Origin of the sequence: Legionella santicrucis (assembly GCF_001468135.1) — a bacterium.
GTDB classification, from domain to species: Bacteria; Pseudomonadota; Gammaproteobacteria; order Legionellales; family Legionellaceae; genus Legionella; species Legionella santicrucis.
In genome coordinates, this window is record NZ_LNYU01000078.1 from 86040 (window position 1) to 107502 (window position 21463).

Here is a 21463-nt window from a genome sequence, read left to right on the forward strand (position 1 = left end):
CTTGCCGGTACGACCATGCCTTACCTTTTCTACGGCAAGGTGGCCTCTTCTCAATTGCAAGCCAGGATTGCAGAAGAGACGAAACACTTTTTTCAAGAATTATTCAGCACCCAAGAAGCACTACATAACAACGAAGCCTTGCAACAAGCCATTGCATTTGTCCTCTATACCAAGAACCATGCATTACTGCAGCTATTAGGTGAATGCGCCGTCAATCACAAAGAAGCCTTTGACGCGCTGTTAGCAACTAACCGGTATTATCTGCACCGATTAAACAAGAAAATCATCGCTTTTGATGCTCTGGAACAAGGTGCCTCTATTAATGCGATGAATAAAGAGGGACAAAGTGCCTTGCATCTTGCGACCTTAAAGGCAGATAAGAAGACCATCAGCACCCTCATTGCACGTGGCATTAATGTAAACATCCAAGATAAAGACGGCAATACTGCCTTAATCCGTGCCCTGGAAAAAGTGCTCTACAAAGATAAAAATGAGGTTGGACGCGATATTGCCAAACAATTGATTGCAGTGCAGGCGCAACTTGACATTAAAGATAAGGATGAAAATACACCACTTATCATCGCCGTTCAAAACAAAGACTTAGCCATGGTGAACTATCTGTTGGAGCACGGAGCTTGTCTTGAAACCTTTGATGCCCACATGAAAACCGCCTTATTTTGGGCGGCTGAGAAAGGATATGAGGACATATTCGATGTGCTCTTAAAACACGGTGCTAAAGTCAATGGTGTTAGTTATCCAGCAGAAAATACGCCACTGCTGGCCGCATTAAGCGAGCGTCATTTTGGTATCGCCCAAAAAATCTTGTCCCAAAAAGAAGTGACAATAAAACACAAAAACAGCTACGGCAAGACAGCGCTTCATCTGGCTGCTAACAATCCTAAAATCCTAAAGGGTATTCTCGCATTATCTCCAGAAAATCAACGTCTAGAGGCGGTGATGATTCAAGACGAATATGGCGATACAGTACTTCATCTGGCTGCTAAGAATCCTGAAAGCCTAAAGACTATTCTAGCGTTATTACCGGAAAATCAACATCTAGTGGCGGTGAAGGTTAAAAACAAATATGGCGATACAGTACTTCATGGTGCTGCTACGAATGCTGAAAGCTTAAAGACTATTCTAGCATTATATCCAGAAAATCAGCGCTTCGAGGCGGTGATGATTCAAAGCCAATATGGCAATACAGTACTTCACAGCGCAGCTGATACTCCTGAAAGCCTAAAGACTATTCTAGCATTATATCCAGAAAATCAACGCTTAGAGGCGATAATGGTTCAAAGCAAAGATGACGAGACAGTACTTCATTGGGCTGCTGATAACCCTGAAAGTCTAAAGACCATTCTAGCGTTATTGCCGGAAAATCAACGTCTAGAGGCGGTGAGGATTCAAAACCAAGATGGTTATACCATTCTTAATCTGGCTGCTGATACTCCTGAAAGCCTAAAGACTATTCTCGAATTATATCCAGAAAATCAACGCTTAGAGGCGGTGAGGATTCAAAACAAATATGGTTATACGGTACTTGATCGTGCTGCTGATAACCCTGCAAGCCTAAAGGCTATTCTAGCGTTATTGTCGGAAAATCGACGTCTAGGAGCTATGATGATTCAAAATAAAGACGGTTATACTATTCTTCATCTGGCTGCTTATAATCCAGAAAACTTAAAGGCTACTCTAGCATTATTGCCAGAAAATCAACGTCTAAAGGCGGTGATGGTTAAAAACAAATATGGTAATACGGTATTGGATCTAGTGGCTGCTGATAACCCTGAAAGCTTAAAGACCATTCGAGCGTTATTGCCTACAAAAATTGACTATAGTAGTATTTTCAGAATCCCAAAAAACAGGCATTCATTTTTCTCGATTGCCAAAGAAAACAAGAGTGACAAAGATATGCCGCATAACCGCGCTTCTATGTTAAGACCTCCACACTGAGGATCTCTTTGAGATCACATTTCACACAGGGAAGTTTTTTATTTTCCTAGCATACATAAGGTTGTGCCTCATGATGGTTTTGAATAAATTTTAAGCAATGCACAATTTTTAACGATTATGTGACCAGATTTAGTTTTTATCACTTTTGAAGCAGATACATCACTTTCATTCATTGTGTTTTTTCAGCGGTTGTAACCTGTTCATTTTCGACAGTTATATTGAGCAATTATTTAGATTAAAGTATGCGCGCATTGAAGTTAGGTAAGCCATTTTTTTTGTTGTACTGGTTTTACTTTTAGTGAATCTCTATGCAGTTAGTAAAAAAAGCTGATTTGTCCCCCTCACATAATCCAACCTTAGAGAAAGAAGATATGCCAACTTTGCCTATGCTGAATATTCTACAAGAGCTACAAGTCCTCCAGGGATTAAAACAAAAATCACTTGCCTTTAGCGTCAAAGCCAATGAGCTCATCGAGCGCATTCATAATGATTATGGTGATGAAGGGGCCTCTTTCATGAAGGCCACGTTACAGCAATGGGGATTGGATGACTTTATATCAGAAAATAATAAGAAACTTTCTCATCCTGACTGTTATCAAAAAGTACTTCCTTTATGTCAATTAGCCCTTATTGTGGAGCACAATGGGGTGGCTGAAGATCATGCCCTTAAATTAGCCGCTATTTTTAAGGATGAAAAAGCAGTATTGCATTATTTACTCCAATTTAAAGCCCAAAATGCCTACAACTACCTAGTTCATGATGCGTGCTTATTTGAACTGCCCAAAGCCGATACGTGTGCATTTCCGCAATGGCTAAAACTGGCCAACCTTTACCTTGCCAACCCCCGTTTTCGCGCTCTTTTGCCGCATGCAGAAGCCATTGAGGCGATGGGGAAAATGGGTAAGAAAGCAACGAAACAAAAAGGCCAAAAGTTCGATGCACAAATAAGAGATAAAATTCAAGACGTCAAAAAGGAACTCTTTACGGCATCAAGGCAATATAAGCAACTTAAGAAAAAGCCCTTGACCAACCCCGAAGAACGAATGGTGCGCGAGGAACAGCTGAAAGTACTCAGTCAACGCCTATTTGAGCTGCAAACACAGCTCGTTTCTCTTTGCCAAGGACGATTACCTTTGGCAAATATTGACATGATTGTTCTGGAAGCCTTTTATGCCAAGTACCAACATGAAAGCAGTGCGGCCCAAAACATCTTAATTAAAAACGGCATCAGTCCCCAAAGTAGAGAGCAATTTTATGCACTCAAGCGTGATAATGCAGAGAAGACGATTCCTGATGTGATTATTGATGGGAACGACATTGGCTATCCAGGGATTTATATTAAAAAACTGGATACGACCACTGATCAAGGAGCAGCACTTGCGGCCTGTCTTGGGAGAATAACACAGTGTTGCCAGTATCTTGGTGGTGTGGGCAGTGAGTGTGTGATTCATGGCATCACCTCCCCCAATGGTGGTTTTTATGTTTTATGCCAAGGTGAGGCACAAAATCCCTCCCTGGATGATGTTATTTTGGCACAATCTTGGGTCTGGAAAGGGCAACAGGATGGGTTGTGTTTGGATTCAATTGAGTCTGCAGTGAAAAAAGAAAAAATCGCGCAGGTGGCGGATATGTTTCGGTTACTGGGGCACACCTTGTGTCAGGAGCATCACATCGCCCAGGTGAATACAGGTGCGCAAAGTGGGATCTCGCGTCAAGTGGCCCTCAGAGATTATCCTGCGCACAAAGAACACTTGCAAAATTATGCAGGGTACTGCGATTCTAAATCACAGCTTCCCCTCGCCAGTGCGACCATGCCTTACCTTTTCTACGGCAAGATGGCCTCTTCTCAATTGCAAGCCAAGATTGCAGAAGAGACGAAACGCTTTTTTCAAGAATTATTTAGCACCCAAGAGGCACTGTACCACAATGAAGTGTTGCAACAAGCCATTGCTTTTGTCCTCTCTACCAAGAACCATGAGTTACTGCAGTTATTAGCGCAGTATGCTTCTAATCACCAAGAAACCTTTGACACACTGCTCGCGACTAATCGGTATTATCTGAAGCAATTAGACCAAGGAATCATCGCATTTGACGCTCTGGAACAAGGTGCTGCGATTAATGCGAGGAACAAAGAGGGGAAAAGTGCTCTACATCTTGCTATCTTAGACGCCGATAAGGAGAGCATCAGTACCCTCATTGCACGGGGCATTAATGTCAATATCCAAGATAAAGACGGCAATACCGCCTTAATCCATGCTCTGAAAACCGTGCTCTACAAAAATAAAAACGAAGTTGGACGCGACATTGCCAAACAATTGATTGCAGCGCAGGCGCAAGTAGATATCAAAAATAATAATGAAAATACACCCCTTATCATCGCGGTTAAAAACAGGGACTTAGCCATGGTGAACTATCTGTTGGAACACGGAGCTTGTCTTGAAACCTTTGATGCCCACATGAAAACTGCCTTATTTTGGGCGGCTGAGAAAGGAGACGAGGACATATTCGATGTGCTCCTGAAACAAGGCGCTAAAGTCAATGGGGTCAGTTATCCAGAAGAAAATACGCCACTGATGGTTGCACTAATCAAGCACCATTTGGGTATCGCGCAAAAAATCTTGTCACAAAAAGAAGTGGCAATAACACAAAAAAACAGACGTGGTACTACAGTACTTCATCTGGCAGCTGATAATTCTAAAATCTTAAAGGCCATTCTCGCATTATATCCAGAAACTCAACGCTTAGAGGCGGTGAAGGTTAAAAACGAATATGACCAAACAGTACTTCATTATGCTGCTACGAATGCTGAAAGCCTAAAGGTCATTCTAGCATTATATCCAGAAAATCAACGTATAGAGGCGGTGAAGGTTAAAAACCAAGACGGCCAAACAGTGCTTCATCTGGCTGCTAAGAATGCTGAAAACTTAAAGATCATGCTCGCAGTATTGCCGGAAAATCAACATCTAGAGGGGATGATGATTCAAGGCGAATATGGCAATACAGTACTTCATGAGGCTGCTACAAATGCTGAAAGCCTAAAGACCATTCTAGCGTTATTACCGGAAAATAAACTCTTAGAGGCGGTAATGATTCAAAACAAAGGAGGCAATACGGTACTTCATAGGGCTGCTGCGAATGCCGAAAGCCTAAAGACCATTCTAGCGCTATTGCCAGAAAATAAACGTCTAGAGGCGGTGATGATTCAAAGAAAAGACGGCAATACAGTACTGCATAATGCTGCTACTAATGCTGAAAGCTTAAAGACTCTCCTTGAATTATATCCAGAAAATCAGCGCTTCGAGGCGGTGATGCTTCAAAACAAATATGGAGATACAGCACTTTATAATGCAACTAATAATCCTGGAAGTCTAAAAACTACTCTAGCGTTATTGCCAGAAAATCGACGCTTCGAGGCGGTGATGCTTCAAAACAAATATGGAGATACAGCACTTCATAATGCGGCTAATAATCCTGAAAGCCTAAAGACCATGCTAAAGTTATTGCCAGAAAATCAACGTCTAGAGGCGATGATGATTAAAAACAAAGCTGGCAAGCCAATGCTCGATTCTCTTGTTAATGACCCTAAAAACTTAAAGACCATTCTAGCGTTGTTGCCTACAGGAATTGACTATAGTAATAAAAATAAGGAACAAACTGTATTGTCTTCAAATAAGGATATTTTAAGAATACCCCAAAACAGGAGCTCATTTTTCTCGACTGCCCAAGAAAATAATACTGGCAAAGATTTGCTGGATAATCCAGCCTCTATGTTAAAATCTCTGCGCTGAGAAGCCATAGGGAAGTCTTTTATTTTCCTAGCATACATAGGTTGTGCCTCATGATGGTTTTAAATAAATTTCAAGCGATGCACAACTTTATCATGGGTATTTAGAATAAAACTTAATTTACCTTTAACGATTAGTGACCGGATTTAGTTTTTATCACTTCTAAAGCAGATACATTGTCTTCATTACCTGTATTTCTTTGCATCTGTACCTGTTCATTTTTGACAGTTATATTGAACAACCATTTGGATTAAAGTCTGTGCACATTGAAGTGAGGTGAGCCATTTTTTGTTGTACTGATTTTAGTGAACCCTATGCAGCCAGTAAAAAGCTAATTTGGCCATCTCACATAATCCAACCTTAGAGAAAGAAACTATGTCGCCCTTGCCCATGCTGGATATTCTAAAAGAGCTCCAAACCCTCCAGGGATTAAAACAAAAATCCCTTGCCTATAGCGCCAAAGCCAATGAGCTCATTGAGCGCATTCACCATGATTATGGTGATGAAGGGGCCTCTTTCATGAAGGCTACGTTACAGCAATGGGGATTAGGGGACTTTAGAGCAGAAAATGATAAGGGACCTTCTCATCAGGACTGTTATCAAAAAGCACTTCCTTTATGTCAATTAGCCCTTATTGTGGAACACAATGGGGTGGCTGAAGATCATGCTCTTAAATTAGCCGCTATTTTTAAGGATGAAAAAGCAGTATTGCATTATTTACTCCAATTTAAAGCCCAAAATGCCTACAACTACCTGGTTCATGATGCGTGCTTATTTGAACTGCCCAAAGCCGATACGTGTGCGTTTCCGCAATGGCTAAAACTGGCCAACCTCTACCTTGCCAATCCCCGTTTTCGCGCCCTCTTGCCGCATGCAGAAGCCATTGAGGCGATGGGAAAAATGGGCAAGAAGGCAACGAAGCAAGAAGGCCAAAAGTTCGATGCGACAATAAGAGATAAAATTCAAGACGTCAAAAAGGAACTCGCTACGGTATCAAGACAATATAAGAGCCTTAAGAAAAAGCCCTTGGCCAACCCCGAAGAACGAATGGCGCGCGAGGCACAACTGAAAGTATGCAGTCAACGCCTATTTGAGCTGCAAACCCAACTCGTCTTGCTTTGCCAAGGACGATTACCTTTAGCAAATGTTGACATGATTGTTCTGGAAGCCTTTTATGCCAAGTACCAACAAGAACATAGTGCAGCCCAACAAATCTTAATTCAAAACGGCATCAGCCCCCAAAGTAGGGAGCAATTTTATGCACTCAAGCGCGATAATGCGGAGAAGACGATTCCTGATGTGGTTATTGATGGGAAAGACATCGGCTATCCTGGGATTTATATTAAAAAACTCGATACGACCAGTGATAAAGGAGCAGCACTTGCTGCCTGTCTTGGGAAAATAACATATTGCTGCCAATATCTTGGCGGTGTGGGCAGTGAGTGTGTAATTCATGGCATCACCTCGCCCAATGGTGGTTTTTATGTTTTATGCCAGGGTGAGGCACAAAATCCCTCCCTGGATGATGCCATTTTAGCCCAAGCTTGGGTATGGAAAGGACAACAGGGCGCTTTGTGTTTGGATTCAATTGAGTCTACAGTGAAAAAAGAACAAACCGCACCGGTGGCGGATATGTTTCGGTTGTTGGGTCACACCCTGTGTCAGGAGCATCACATCCCCCAGGTTAATACAGGCGCACAAAGCGGCATCACGCGTCAAGTGGCCTGCAAAGATTATCCTGCGCACAAAGAGCACTTGCAGAATTATGCAGGGTATTGCGATTCTAAATCGCAACTTCCGCTTGCCGGTGCGACCATGCCTTACCTTTTCTACGGCAAGGTGGCCTCTTCCCAATTGCAAGCCAGAATTGCAGAGGAGACAAAACGCTTTTTTCAAGAATTATTCAGTACCCAAGAGGCACTGCACAACAATGAAGTGTTGCAACAAGTCATTGCTTTTGTCCTCTCTACCAAGAACGATGAGTTACTGCAGTTATTAGGGGAGTACGCTGCCAATCACCAAGAAGCCTTTAACGTGTTGTTGGCGACTAACCAGTATTATCTGCAGCAATTAGACCAAGGAATCATCGCTTTTGACGCTCTGGAACAAGGTGCCTCTATTAATGCGAGGAACAAAAAGGGACAAAGCGCCTTGCATCTTGCGATCTTAAAGACCGATAAGAAGACCATCAGCACCCTCATTGCTTGTGGGATTAATGTAAATATCCAAGATAAATACGGCAATACCGCTTTAATCCATGCCCTGGAAACAGTGCTCTACAAAGATAAAAACGAAGTTGGACGCGATATTGCCCAACAATTGATTGCAGCGCAGGCGCAAGTGGATATTAAAGATAATGATGGAAATACACCGCTTATCATCGCGATTAAAAACAAGGACTTAGCCATGGTGAACTATCTGCTGGAACACAGAGCTTGTCTTGAAACCTTTGATGGCGATATGAAAACTGCTTTATTCTGGGCTGCTGAGAAAGGATATGAGGCCATTTTTGATGTGCTTCTGAAACAAGGCGCTAAAGTCAATGGGATCAGTTATCCAGAAAAAAATACACCACTGATGGCCGCATTAAGTAATCACCATTTGGGTATAGTACAAAAAATCTTGTTACAAAAAGAAGTGGCCATAAAACAAAAAAACAAACATGGTGAGACTGTCCTTCATCTGGCTGCTGATAATTCTGAAATCCTAAAGGCCATTCTAGCGTTATTGCCAGAAAATAAACACTTAGAGATGATAAAGGTTAAAAACGAAAATGGTAAAACGGCTCTTCATCTTGCTGCTGATACTCCTGAAAGCCTAAAGATCATTCTCGAATTATATCCAGAAAATCAGCGTCTAGAGGCGGTGATGATTCAAAACAAAGACGGCAATACCGTACTTCATCTGGCTGCTATGAATGCGGAAATCCTAAAGACCATTTTAGCATTATTGCCGGAAAATAAACGCTTAGAGGCGGTGAGGATTCAAAACAAATATGGTAGTAATACAGTACTTCATAAGGCTGCTCCGAATGCTGAAAGCCTAAAGACTATTCTCGAATTATTGCCAGAAAATCAACGTCTAGAGGCGGTGATGATTAAAAACGAACAGGGTAATACAGTACTTCATCATGCTGCAACGAATGCTGAAACCCTAAAGATCATTCTAACGTTAGTGCCGGAAAATCAACGCCTAGAGTCGGTGATGATTCAAAACAAAGATGGCTGTACAATACTTCATCGTATTGCTAATAATCCTGAAATCCTAAAGACTATTCTAGCATTATTGCCGGAAAATCAACGTCTAGAGGTGGTGATGATTCAAAACAACTACGGCAATACCGTACTTCATTTGGCTGTTATGAATGCTGAAAGCCTAAAGACCATTTTAGTATTATTGCCGGAAAATCAATCTCTAGAGGCGGTGATGATTCAAAGCAAATATGGCAATACAGTACTTCATTATGCAGCTACGAACTCTGAGAGCCTAAAGACTATTCTCGAATTATATCCAGAAAATCAACGTCCAGAGGCAGTGATGATTCAAAACAAGTTTGGTTATACAGTACTTCACGAGGCGGCTAAGAATGCTGAAAACCTAAAGACTATTCTCGAATTATATCCAGAAAATCAACGTTTAGAGGCGATGATGATTCAAGACAAGTTTGGTTATACAGTACTTCATCATGCTGCTACGAATGCTGAAAGCTTAAAAACCATTCAAGCGTTATTGCCTGCAGAGATTGACTCTAGTAATGAAAAGAAGGATATTTTAATCTCCCAAAACAAGCAGTCATTTTTCGCGACTGCTAAAGAAAATAATAGAGACAAAGATGTACTGCATAATCCAGCCCCCATTTAGGATTGTGTTGCAAAAAAATAATATAGTGAAAAAATTAGACCTTTTGTGAGCTTATTTGTATTTTTGTGAACAGTGAACAGAAAACAAGAGGCCTGAAGTGGAAAAATTAATCATTAAACAAAAACACTATAGAGATTTGTAGACGCAACATCTATTGAGGTGTGTCATGTAAAACGAGTTGCTCAAAATAAAGTTTTTAAAGGTTTAGTTGAGAAATCCAAATCGACTATGGGTTTAAACTCCATTTGATTATCAACGATAAAGGCGAGTCAATAGCGTTTAAATTAACCTCAAGCCGTACAGATGGTAGATCCATCGTACCAGATATGAGTAAGAATCTGTTTGACAAAATGATTGGAGATGCTTTTCTCCAAAAAAATAGTTGTGGTAACAGCTTAGAAGCATTTTTATAAGTTTTCCTAAGTGATATATATATAACATAACCGATTCCTGACACAAGGAATGATCGTACTCCGGTAAACAGATAATCAAATTAATTTGATCCCAGCATGCTATAATTATTATAAGAGTTGGAGTATTAAAAATTAAGTTATTAGCGTACTTAGGAGTATTGTAATGGACAAGTCACGCTTTTTAGCCAAAGCCCTTGGTATGTATCTTATCATAGTTAGTTTGGCTATACTCCTCAACAAGCAGCATTTTATAAATTTGGTTAGCAGTCTAATAAATAACATGCCGTTGATGTTTGTAACCGGTTTTTTTACACTAATTTTAGGTCTTCTATTTGTATTAAGCCACAATATCTGGCAATGGAACTGGCGAGTAATTATTACAATTATAGCTTGGCTTACCTTGATTAAAGGTGCCAGCATTATCCTTTATCCACAATTTATTGATAAGGCTACTGCGTTGTTCGTACATAATACGACAATCAGTTATCTAGCTGCAGCAGTTAATGTCATTCTAGGTATTCTGCTCTGTTATTTTGGATTCAGACGCTCATAACATGTGTGTCATGAGGCGAAATACTTTTCAAATGGGAAATAGATCGATCTAAAAAAATGTGAAGGTTTTTATGTCGTTCCTATCTTCAGGAATATATTTAATGCCATTAGAAGTTACAATAACGCATCATCAAATAATTATTTTATTTTTTTCATGACAATCCATAACAATGGAAGTGCTAACAGCTGAATCAAAATAGAAAAAATAACTAGAGCAAGAATCGATATATCATAAAGAATACCCATGGATACACTTCCTAAAAACCAAAAAATACCAAATCCAGTATTAAAAATCCCATAAGCAGAACCGCGTTTTTCTTTAGGCGTCATATGCGCCACAATAGCACGCATTAAAGACTCATGAGCACCAACACCGATGCTCCATAAAATAACGCCTAATAGGGCAAAATTGAAATTACCCAGAAAGACTAAAGGAGCGAAGAGACAAGACAGCAATGTGACTCCAATTAAAATAATAAAGCCTTTTCGATCATAAAGATGACCTAATAACGGTGCACTTAGCATATTAGCTCCCATGGCGATTGAATAAGAGACAGGGATCCAAATCGGCGATAACAGGGCTGTTTTTTGGAAGTGATAAGCAATTAATGGAAAATCAGCATAACCAGCTGCAATGACTGCTGCACCCGCTAAATAAAACCAAAATGACTCATTCATTCCAGTGGACTTCAGATTATTATGTTCTATTTCTAAATCTTGTGGTCGTGGATAAAGCCACCGCGCAAACAGCAATGTGACTAAAGCGAGCAATGCAGGAATCATCAGAATCGCAAAACTGAATTGATAGTCCTCTTTAAAATAAAGCGCTACGGTAATAATCAAAGGACCGATCATTGCACCTGCTTGATCAAGTGCTTCATGTAAGCCAAAAGCCCATCCCATACCCATTTGATTCCCCGCGTGAGATAACATGGCATCTCGTGAGGGCACGCGTAAGCCTTTTCCTATGCGCTCGGTAATTATTAAAACAGCAGCAACCCACCAATGTCCGGCAAGCGCTAGCAGGGGAACAGCCAATAAGTTACAGACATAACCGATTATCGTAATGGCCCAATACTTTCCTGTACGATCAGCAAGATAACCGGAAACCATACGTAATACGTAGCCGGCCAATTCACCAAATCCAGAAACGAAACCTACTAGGGCCGCATTAGCACCCAATACAGCAAGATACGGGCCAGTGATACTTCGCGCTCCTTCATAAGTCATATCTGCAAAAAGGCTGACAATTCCTAAAAGGATAATAAAGATAAGTGCATTTTTGGGAAGTAATCTATTGTTAACTTTCATAAAATAGAGTTTTATCGCCTTTTCATAAGATTAGCAAATTAAAAGACAATAGAATATTAATTGAATGAATCTGTGGGTAGTATGGAGATATTTTTCTTGAGTTTTTCCATTAAATCATCACGATTAGCAATAAACTCCCAATGAGCTCCTATTTCATTTTCTTTAGCAAATTGGGTAATTCATGAAATACCGTTTATCCTTAATCTACTTTTGTTCTGCCTCTTGTGACTAGAGATCCTATATGGAGTATTGATCTTGAGTCCCTAATTGTCTGCCTCTTTAACTGAGCTTTATGTGATCTTGAGATAAGAAACTCTTTGAACTATTCTATTATGAATAGTTCATGGATATTTAATAACGATTTCTGATAGCTGTTCCACAACTTGCATTATTCGAGATAAAAAAATGCGTCGAATAAAGATAATTAGTACCGCAATCTGCTTTGCAATTGTTGGAGCAATCCTCCCTATGGGGGGAACACTTTTTCTCGCATGGTTCTTAGCATTTCAAGAAGAAAGCGAAACCTTACATGAATACGCTACACGAATGTTGATACGAGCAAAATATACTCTTGATGAAACACGAAAAGCCCTTTCTTTACTCGAAAATAATAAAAATATTTTACCTATTTGTTCGCAAAAGCAGATTCACTTGATGAGGGAAGTTTCCACTTTGATAACAGAAGCAAAAAAAATTTCCTATTTTGAAAATGATGTTGAATATTGTACCAGCTGTGGGGGCTCGGAGCCTAAAATACCTAGATCTAGAACCCATCTTATTTTACCGGATGGCTTAGAAGTAGGAATGGCCATGCCAGGCTCGACTAATTCTCAATCTTTATATATTCCTGTACGTCATGGTGGTAACTATGATGTTTTTATTGATTCGAAACGCCTTTCTGACATTATTACACCTGCAGAAGTTTGGTTAGCTATTGTTTATGATGGAAAAATAATTACTGAGCAAAATAAAATTCAACCCGCCTTACTTAAAATAATAATGAACAAAATTAGAGATGATAACTTAGGTCAATATTATCAGCAGGTCAATGGTAAAAAACGCTTAAAACCAGCAGACTCCCTCAAAAAAAATCAAGTATTTATTCTTGATGAAAGAATGATATTTATCAGTCAATATGGACCCTTTCACTTTATTTCTTCGGAGCCTGAATCGTTTGTTGATCAACATTATAAAAAACTGCAATTAATCTTCCTGCCCTTTGGTTTTATTACGGCTTTTTTCATTATAGGATTGGTAATATTTTACTCAAGAAAACGATTATCTTTTAAAGCTGATTTACAAGAAGCCTTAAATAACGAGGAATTTTTCGTATGCTATCACCCAATTGTTAATACTGCATCTGGCATATGTTGTGGGGCGGAAGCATTAGTGAGATGGCAACGCGCTAATGGCCAAATGGTAAGCCCGGATTTCTTTATCTCCTATGCAGAAGAAGCAGGAATTATCTCCGCTATAACGAAAAAAGTGATTGATCTCGTTTTTGATGAAATGGAGCAATTTCTTGCTCAAAATAAAGAAGCACATATTGCCATTAATACCTCTGGTGAAGACATACATAATGGATGCATTCTTGAAATATTAGAAGCGAAGATTTTGAAAAGTAAAATAACGCGACAACAAATATGGATAGAACTTACTGAGCGAACTTTTTTAAAAATGCACGAAGCAAAAAAAATTATTATTCAAGCTCGAGCATTAGGCTATATAGTAGTTATTGATGATTTTGGTACAGGTTATTCTAATCTATCTTATTTGCAAAACTTACCATTGGATGTGCTAAAAATTGATAAGAGTTTTATTGACAGTTTAGGCATGCATTCAGCAACGAGTCATGTAGCGAAGCATATTATCGAAATAGCAAAAAGCGTAAATTTAAAAATTGTCGCAGAAGGGGTTGAAAAACAAGCACAATATAATTATTTAAAAGAAAGAAAAGTAGAGTATATTCAAGGTTATTTATTTTCTAAACCACTTTCAGCGGCTGAATTTATAAAATTCTTTGATGATAATACAGAAGGCTCATTATGAAAAAAATCGGCTCTACTTCAAATAAACACATCATTTTTTAGTCTAACTTTTGACAACAGAAAAATGAAGAAATCAAATTCTCATCTAATCTCTTTAGAGGCGATCTTGGCCGAACACCGGATCTTCAATATGCTTTCATCTACTTTGGTAGATTGATTATACGTGGTGCTTACCGCCATTCATTTCTCCACAGAAGGGACATTATCCCAAATTTTAATCCTCACTATTCTAAGCAAGGAAAAAAGGAAAGAACTGCCCCATGTGTGTTGGTTGATAGAGTATTAGTAAATTCACAACTGCATATCAAAACATATCTCTCTGCATCGATGAATCCTTGTAAGCTCTCTGTTCTTTTTCCTGAGAGGTCATGGTTTTGCTGAACATACCAATATTTCTATCTTTTGTTAAAGCTAAAATAGATTGTTTGTAAAGAACTAACGGCACAAGCTCGTTTGCTGAGATACCGGGATATTGCAAAATCTCTTTACTTCCAACTGTAAGGGACTTTGCATTAATTTGGCCTTGTTCACTTTTAAAATCAGCGACATGTCGCGCCATAAATAAATTATATTGTTGACAAAGTTTTTCTACGAAGTCGCTACGAGTAGCTTCAAACACAAAGCTATTGATTACAATACTCATAACGCCATGATTACCTTTTATAGCTGACTCTATGTATGGCTTCATAAAATCAACGAGCTTATTCATATCAGCATATATTATTACATCTATATCGCTATGGAGTAGGGATTGATAAATATCATAATTGCGTTTATGCGATTCGGTTCGTACCTCTTGCCATTTCCAATTAGCTTTGGGGCCTTGAGTTAAGTTGTCTCGTGCTACTTCTTCGTTAACTTTAGCTATATTTGCATCAGTGCCAATGATTGCTGTTTTTAATCCTTTCTCACTTAATAGCGCTTTTAAGGCAACAGCGTATTCATTATATCCATTAGTGCCACGTAACAGGATGACCGTTTTTTTATGATTATGCTTGTCAGCATATGCAGCATCCTCTGTTGTAAAACCTTCATAGTATTGTTGCAATGTTTTATTTTCTTTAGCAACATATTCATCAATACTTGAATAGGTAATGTCAAAGTTAAGCGCACAAGTAAAACCAATCGTACCTACACCATTATCATTTAAAAACAACGAATAACAATCATCTGGTAACTGAGCTTGGTTAGGGTAAACAGTAATTGATTTGCCGGTGATTACACATCCTTTCTGCGGACCGGATGTATATAAATAACAGGCATGTCCACCTTGACAAATAAGTAATGAGTCTTGTTTATGAGCATGAGCTATTTTAGCAATTTTTTTGACAATTTCCCCTTGGAGTACTGTTGATAATCCAATAGTTTTATCGTTAAAAGGAATAAAATAAGAATCTTCTTCAATACCCATATATTTTCCTTTGATTAATATATGAGGTATTTTTTCTGACTCTAATGTTTGTTTGATCGCTTGCTTACGCTGCGTTTTTTCTTCATCAGATAACTTTTCACCTATAGCGGGATTCTCGCCTGTTCCTATGCAAATATAACCGTAGTTTTCATGCAAATTTATAAAGACTTGTTCAGGAGTGGTGCCAGTCGCTTGTGCTATCGCTTCGAAATCAACATGTGATTCTTGTCCTTCAAACAATTTATTTAAAACCTGAAATAAAGGGTCGTCTCTTTCAATATGCCGTTCTGAATCTGGAGTGATATTCTCCCTAGTTACTATCCAAACCCCATTTTCGTTACGATTTTTACCCATAGTTACCTCGAATTTCTTAAGTTATTTTCTGTAAGATACAAAATCAAAATGAACAATATTCATTTAAGAATTGCATTTTTATTAATATTTTTTATATCAATTCGTGGCTAATTTAATCAAAATAATCAAATAAAAACCAATGAGAATTATTGGTATGTGATATTAAATAATTTAATATGCTTTTATTTTCGGCAACTTATTTTTAGAGGTGGTCTCCACCTTTATTCTGATAGTGCACGTAGCTCTCTTTAAACTATTAACTGTTCGCAAAGTGGTTATGATGTTAATTTTAACCGTCAATGCTTTATAGAAGGGGCATGAATCCTAATGAAAGTATATAGAGGTACTATGATTGATTTACTTTAAGAACACTAACCTCATTTTCTTTATTAGCAGCTAAAGAATCGATGTAACTATTTAAATTGTCAATGGCCTGATCATAATCTTTGCAAATATGTCCAGTGATAGACTGTGCGTGTTGGCATATCCGAGAACGACCAACATTGTAGTCACAGTTAGATACTCCTCCAAAATCAATTATGTATGCTTTAAAAGATTTTCCGTCATTGTGAACCAGAATGTTAGGCTCCAAAATATCATTCTGATATAAATTTTTAGTAGCTAAATCACGTAAAGCATATGCGACAGCTAACCATATCTTAGCTTCAGTCAATTTATCATCAAATTCCAGCTCATTTAGCCACGAACCTAACTCTCGTCCAGGTAAGCAGGGTAATATTAAGCGAGGCCCATTCTCTTGATCGAGCACTATCGTGCCTTTTTTATTCGGATAAACGGTATTCCATTTTTTTAACTCACTTTCAAACTCCTTTGCTTCGCTAGCAAATAATGCGGCACGATTTGCTGGAGTGTCTCCAAAAAAATCTATTTTTTGTTTAAGCACTCGTTTGACTATGTATTGAGGATCATCAGCACTACTTTTTGCGAAAAATCGGCTATCCGCTGAATATCCCGAGTGGGGGGAGTTAAGGGGGGAATAGGTAACCCCTAAATTTATAAAAGTTGAGTTCCTTTTTCTTAATGTAGGAAATTGATATGAAATTTCTAGTTCTTCATTATTCATTATAATAATCTTATCCGTTACTTGTCTAATTAAATTACATCATTGACATTAGTTTGGCCAATTAATATATTAATATGTTACAGAGGTTTTTTAAATAGCACTTTTTTAATTATTAAGTAAAAGCAATTTTTACTCACTTGCCATTGTTCATCAGTACTTAATAACGTCAGAATATTTATCTTTTATTCAAAGGATTTTTTTCTTGTTGCATCGCCAAATGTATGACTTCTGCTAAATGCAGCGGTTTAATTTTTATTTTGTCATAAATTTGCGAACGACAACTAAAACCGTTAGCAATAATCAATATTTCTTTCGAGATATTTTCAAGAGCTGGAAACAAAGCTCGTTCTCCGCATTTTATTGAAACTTCATAGTGTTCCCCGCTTTCATAACCAAAACTGCCAGCCATACCACAGCATCCTGAATCTAGAATTTTGAATTTAATCTGCATTTTTTTTAAAATTTCCTTATCAGCTTCTAAACCTATCACCGCTTTTTGATGACAGTGAGCCTGTACTATTGCTTCAACATTGAATACAGGCAACGCAAAATCATTCATATTTTTCAAAATAAATTCACTGAATAAATAAGTTTGTTTCGACAGTCTTTTCGCATCTTGGTCATGGGGTAGCAAATTGCAAAGTTCATCTTTAAAAACAGCAACACAGCTCGGTTCAAGACCTATGATAGGAATGCCGGCACGAATCTCTTCACGCATTTCCTCTAAAATAGTGAGTAAATAATTTCTAGCCTTTTTTAAAAAACCATAATCATATAATGAACGCCCACAGCATAACTTATTTTTAGGTAAAATAACCTGATAGCCAGCGTTTTCCAAAATTGCAACACTTGCAATAGCTATTTGTGGATTAAAATGATTAGTAAAAGTATCGGGCCAAAGAATGACTTGTTTGTTTTCAAAATTTTTAATACCACGTTGTTCAAACCATTTTCTAAAGGTTATAGTAGCGTATGAAGGTATATCTCGTTTTGGCGAAATGCCAATCATAAATTTGAAAATAGTTTTAAAAAAGTGGCTGTGAGTTAAAAAATTAACAAGCTTAGGGGCTAAGGCTGCTAGATTAGACCAGAAATTAATGTACCCCAAAAAATAAGCTGATTGAGGGCGTAATCGATAGGAATAATAATGGGAAAGGAATTCTGCTTTATAACTTGCCATATCAACATGAGCAGGACATTCCTTTTTACACCCCTTACAAGCCAAGCAAAGATCTAAGGCTTCTTTAACATATTTGTCCCGCCATCCCTTTTTTCCAATGACCTCACCGCGTAACATTTCAAACAATAATCGTGCGCGACCACGAGTAGAATGTTTTTCTTCTTTCGTTACCATATAACTAGGACACATAATGCCACCGGTTTCACGGCGGCAAACTCCTACGCCAATACAACGTAAAGAAGTGTTACTAAAGTTTGAGTCATCAGCTGGAAAGTGAAAATATGTTTTTGGGTTCCAGGGATGATAAGAAGTACCTATACGTAAATTTTCTGTAACTTTATAAGGCTCAATGATTTTTCCTGGGTTCATTTTCCATTCAGGATCCCAAATGAGTTTGAACTCACGAAAAGCGTCTATGAGTTTCTTCCCATACATTTTTTCTAACAATTCGCCACGTGATTGTCCATCACCATGTTCTCCTGAAAGGGAACCACCATATTTTATGACTAAATTAGCTGCTTCATCTAAAAACGAACGAAAGAAATTGATCCCTGCAGCTGTAAAAAAATCAAATGGAATACGGCAATGCACACAGCCTTGACCAAAGTGACCGTAGACGGCAACTTTGTAATGATACTTTTTAAATAATGTTTTTAATTCTTTTAAGTAAGAACTTAAATGTTTAGGAGCAACAGCTGAATCTTCCCATCCAGCCCAACTATGAGTTTCTCCTGGCACTAAGGCAGTTGCAGCCAGGGCTGACTCTCTTACTTCCCAAATTTTTTTTTCTTCATTGATATCATCAAATAATTTCATGGAGGGGGAGTTTGTACAACGTTCTAATTCTAGCATTAGTTTTTTCGCTTTATCGTCTGCCTCTTGTTTGGTTTTACCTCCAAATTCGACTAATAACCATCCCTTTCCTTCTGGCAGTAATTGAATGTCTTCAGGATGTATTTTTTTTATTGTCATAAAATCGATTAATGCATTATCTAAACCTTCTAAACCACACGGCTTGTATTTCAGGATTTCATTAAGATGATCGCAACCACTAAAAATATCAGGGTAACCTAGTGCAACTAATGATCGAATAGGCGGGCTATAAATAAGTTTTAAAGTTGCTTCAAGTATAATCACACAAGTACTTTCAGAACCGACTAAAGCACGTGCTAGATTAAAATTTTTTTCCGGTAATAATTCATCAAGATTATAACCAGAAACTCTTCTGGGAATTTTAGGATATTTATCACGAATTAATTCAGCATGTTGTTCAGCTAATTGTTTTAACTGCTTGTAAATCTCGCCTTTTCTGCCACCTTGTTTTATTAACTCATTTAACTCCTCTTCACTGTTTTTCCCAACATGCATTCGTAATCCATCATAAGTGAGAATTTCTAAGCTTTCTATATTATCGGAGGTTCGTGCACCATCTCCTTCAAATTGAGCTAATACAGAATGAACGCCACAAGAATTATTGCCAATCATTCCACCCAGTGTAATGTGATTATGTGTTGCAGGATCTGGTCCAAAAGTTAATTGAAATTTTTCAGTCTTGTTTCTTAAGTTATCTAATATGCAACCAGGTTGTACGCGCGCAAGTTTTTTTTCAGGACTTATTTCTAGTACTTTATTTAGGTATTTTGAAAAGTCTAAAATTATAGCGGCATTGCAGCATTGACCAGCCAAGCTTGTTCCACATCCCCTTGATAAAATAGGTGCTTTATATTTTCTGCAAATTGAAACAGTTGTTATCACATCATTAATTGTTTTCGGAATAACAATGCCAATCGGTGTTTGTCGATAATTAGATGCATCCGTGGCATACAATGCTTTGCTGCCTGCATCAAATTGAACTTCACCTTCAATATGTTGATGTAATTCTTTTGCTAAAGCGGTTTCGTCCATAATGTCCTATTATTTACTTGCGCGAAGGAATACAACTTTCAATAAAATCCTTACTGGATTGTTTTAACACCTTACTGGGAGACACATGAAGACTCCCAAGCCGCTTGCTTTTTGACTTTTATGAATTATTAATCGCTAACCACAATGGATTTAATATTGATGAATTCCATAATGCCATATTCACCATGCTCACGGCCAAACCCACTTTCTTTAATACCACCAAATGGCATGTTTGGTTGTGCTATATTATATCCATTTACATTAACCATTCCTGTGTTAATCCGATGTGCTAGATTTATCGCACGCTCAGTAGAACCGGAAAAAATCCCCCCGCCTAAACCATAGCGATGATCATTAGCAATCCGGATAGCATCATCTTCACTCTCTGCCTTAAATAACACAGCGACGGGGCCAAATAGTTCGTCTTTATAGGCAGGGGAATCTTTAGGTATATTTTCAAGAACAGTAGCAGGATAAAAATATCCGTCACTATGTGGGATTTTTCCTCCACAGAGTAATTTTGCTCCTTTCTCAATTGACTCTTGCACCTGTTGATGAAGCCTCTCTCTTAAATCTTTGCGGGCTAGCGGCCCCATATCGGCATCATCTTCAAGTGGATCTCCATAACTTATTTGCTCCATTTTATGTACAAATTTTTGTTTAAATTCTTCATATTTTTCGGCAAGAATAATAAAACGTTTAGCCGCAGTACATGTTTGCCCTGCGTTATTAATCCGTCCATCAATACATGTATTGATGATATTATCAATGGAAGCATCTTCTAAAATGATATAAGGATCACTCCCGCCAAGTTCTAAAACAGATTTTTTTATATGTTCTCCTGCTTTTTTACCAACAATTTTTCCAGCTTCGGCACTACCTGTAAAACTAACTGCGACAATTTTATCATAGGCTATCAGTTCATCAGCGGTCTCATCATCTACATAAAGGACAGTAAAAACATGTTCTGGCAAACCAGCTTCTTGAAAAATTTCTTTTAAAGTAGTAGCTGTTTCCCAACATATTGGCGCATGCTTAAAAACAGTCGCATTCCCTGCCATGATATTTGCAATACTACTACGAATAACTTGATAACAAGGATAGTTCCAAGGTTGCATACTGAGAATGACACCGAGTGGTTCATATGAGATAATCCCATATCCGCCATCGACTTCTTTTTTTTCAGATTTTAAAAGCTTAGGGCCGTGCTGAGCGATGTCCTTGCATATATCAATACAAACATCGATTTCCATTTCTCCTTGAGAGATAGGCTTACCCATTTGATAGGCCATCATTCTGGCTAATTTCATTTTATTATCATGAAGTTTCTGAGCTATGGACTCGATAATTTTTGCTCGTTCGGCAAGTGAAGTTTGGTGCCATTTTAAATAAGCTTTATAAGATTTTTCTATAAGTGCTTCTGCTTCTTTTTTGCTGTGCTTTGTATAAACTTTATTAATTTTACCTGTGCTTGGATTGCACGTTTCTACTTGTTGATTGTTCATATTCATCTCCATATAAATTTTAGGAAAGTATCAAAGCACCGAACTGTAAGTAAGAACGTGTTAATTAATTCTACTAAAACGACAGCTAGTGTTCTATT

General features: G+C 38.1%; 10 protein-coding genes and 1 pseudogene. 6 read left to right on the forward strand and 5 right to left on the reverse strand.

The window, feature by feature from the left end; genetic code table 11:
• The 5 genes and pseudogenes from Lsan_RS13320 to Lsan_RS13335 form a co-directional block, all read left to right on the forward strand.
• On the forward strand, positions 1-1956 hold a 1956-nt coding region (locus tag Lsan_RS13320; RefSeq protein WP_058514708.1), incomplete at its 5' end, for an ankyrin repeat domain-containing protein.
• A gap of 308 nt (positions 1957-2264) precedes the next feature.
• A complete protein-coding gene (locus Lsan_RS13325; protein ID WP_058514709.1) occupies positions 2265-5744 on the forward strand; it encodes an ankyrin repeat domain-containing protein in 3480 nt (1159 codons plus the stop codon).
• 372 nt (positions 5745-6116) lie between these two features.
• Positions 6117-9602, forward strand: a complete 3486-nt coding sequence (locus Lsan_RS13330) for an ankyrin repeat domain-containing protein (RefSeq protein WP_058514710.1) — start codon at positions 6117-6119, stop codon at positions 9600-9602.
• A gap of 135 nt (positions 9603-9737) precedes the next feature.
• Positions 9738-9964: pseudogene (locus tag Lsan_RS21680) on the forward strand (transposase); the annotation flags it as partial.
• A 214-nt stretch (positions 9965-10178) separates the two neighbouring features.
• Entirely contained in the window at positions 10179-10568 is a 390-nt protein-coding gene (locus Lsan_RS13335; protein ID WP_058514711.1) for a hypothetical protein, read from the forward strand.
• A 137-nt stretch (positions 10569-10705) separates the two neighbouring features.
• Here Lsan_RS13335 and Lsan_RS13340 read toward each other — a convergent pair whose 3' ends face one another.
• Complete coding sequence (locus Lsan_RS13340) at positions 10706-11878, reverse strand: MFS transporter (RefSeq protein ID WP_058514712.1); 1173 nt, start codon at positions 11876-11878, stop codon at positions 10706-10708.
• A 405-nt stretch (positions 11879-12283) separates the two neighbouring features.
• Between Lsan_RS13340 and Lsan_RS13345 the strand changes: the two genes are divergently transcribed.
• Positions 12284-13927: an EAL domain-containing protein gene (locus Lsan_RS13345; protein WP_083505144.1), complete on the forward strand. Its 1644-nt coding sequence runs from the start codon at positions 12284-12286 to the stop codon at positions 13925-13927.
• A 303-nt stretch (positions 13928-14230) separates the two neighbouring features.
• On the opposite strand, the gene Lsan_RS13350 is transcribed toward Lsan_RS13345, so the two are convergent.
• The 4 genes from Lsan_RS13350 to Lsan_RS13365 all read right to left on the reverse strand — a co-directional run bounded on the left by Lsan_RS13350 (position 14231) and on the right by Lsan_RS13365 (position 21371).
• Positions 14231-15691, reverse strand: a complete 1461-nt coding sequence (locus Lsan_RS13350) for a hypothetical protein (protein WP_058514714.1) — start codon at positions 15689-15691, stop codon at positions 14231-14233.
• A gap of 346 nt (positions 15692-16037) precedes the next feature.
• Complete coding sequence (locus tag Lsan_RS13355; RefSeq protein ID WP_058514715.1) at positions 16038-16775, reverse strand: BUD32 family EKC/KEOPS complex subunit; 738 nt, start codon at positions 16773-16775, stop codon at positions 16038-16040.
• A 175-nt stretch (positions 16776-16950) separates the two neighbouring features.
• Positions 16951-19860 (reverse strand): FAD-binding and (Fe-S)-binding domain-containing protein, encoded by a 2910-nt coding sequence (locus tag Lsan_RS13360; RefSeq protein WP_058514716.1) that lies wholly within the window; start codon positions 19858-19860, stop codon positions 16951-16953.
• Positions 19861-19988: 128 nt separating this feature from the next.
• On the reverse strand, positions 19989-21371 hold the full coding sequence (locus Lsan_RS13365; RefSeq protein WP_202814632.1) for an NAD-dependent succinate-semialdehyde dehydrogenase: 1383 nt from the start codon (positions 21369-21371) through the stop codon (positions 19989-19991).
• Positions 21372-21463 lie beyond the last annotated feature (92 nt).

Bases quoted from the DNA above. Each gene is read 5' to 3' on its own strand.
- Lsan_RS13340 (WP_058514712.1), bottom strand. From the start codon at position 11,878: ATGAAAGTTAACAATAGATTACTTCCCAAAAATGCACTTATCTTTATT.
- Lsan_RS13330 (WP_058514710.1), top strand. From the start codon at position 6,117: ATGTCGCCCTTGCCCATGCTGGATATTCTAAAAGAGCTCCAAACCCTC.
- Lsan_RS13345 (WP_083505144.1), top strand. From the start codon at position 12,284: ATGCGTCGAATAAAGATAATTAGTACCGCAATCTGCTTTGCAATTGTT.
- Lsan_RS13360 (WP_058514716.1), bottom strand. From the start codon at position 19,860: ATGGACGAAACCGCTTTAGCAAAAGAATTACATCAACATATTGAAGGT.
- Lsan_RS13365 (WP_202814632.1), bottom strand. From the start codon at position 21,371: ATGAATATGAACAATCAACAAGTAGAAACGTGCAATCCAAGCACAGGT.
- Lsan_RS13325 (WP_058514709.1), top strand. From the start codon at position 2,265: ATGCAGTTAGTAAAAAAAGCTGATTTGTCCCCCTCACATAATCCAACC.
- Lsan_RS13355 (WP_058514715.1), bottom strand. From the start codon at position 16,775: ATGAATAATGAAGAACTAGAAATTTCATATCAATTTCCTACATTAAGA.
- Lsan_RS13335 (WP_058514711.1), top strand. From the start codon at position 10,179: ATGGACAAGTCACGCTTTTTAGCCAAAGCCCTTGGTATGTATCTTATC.
- Lsan_RS13350 (WP_058514714.1), bottom strand. From the start codon at position 15,691: ATGGGTAAAAATCGTAACGAAAATGGGGTTTGGATAGTAACTAGGGAG.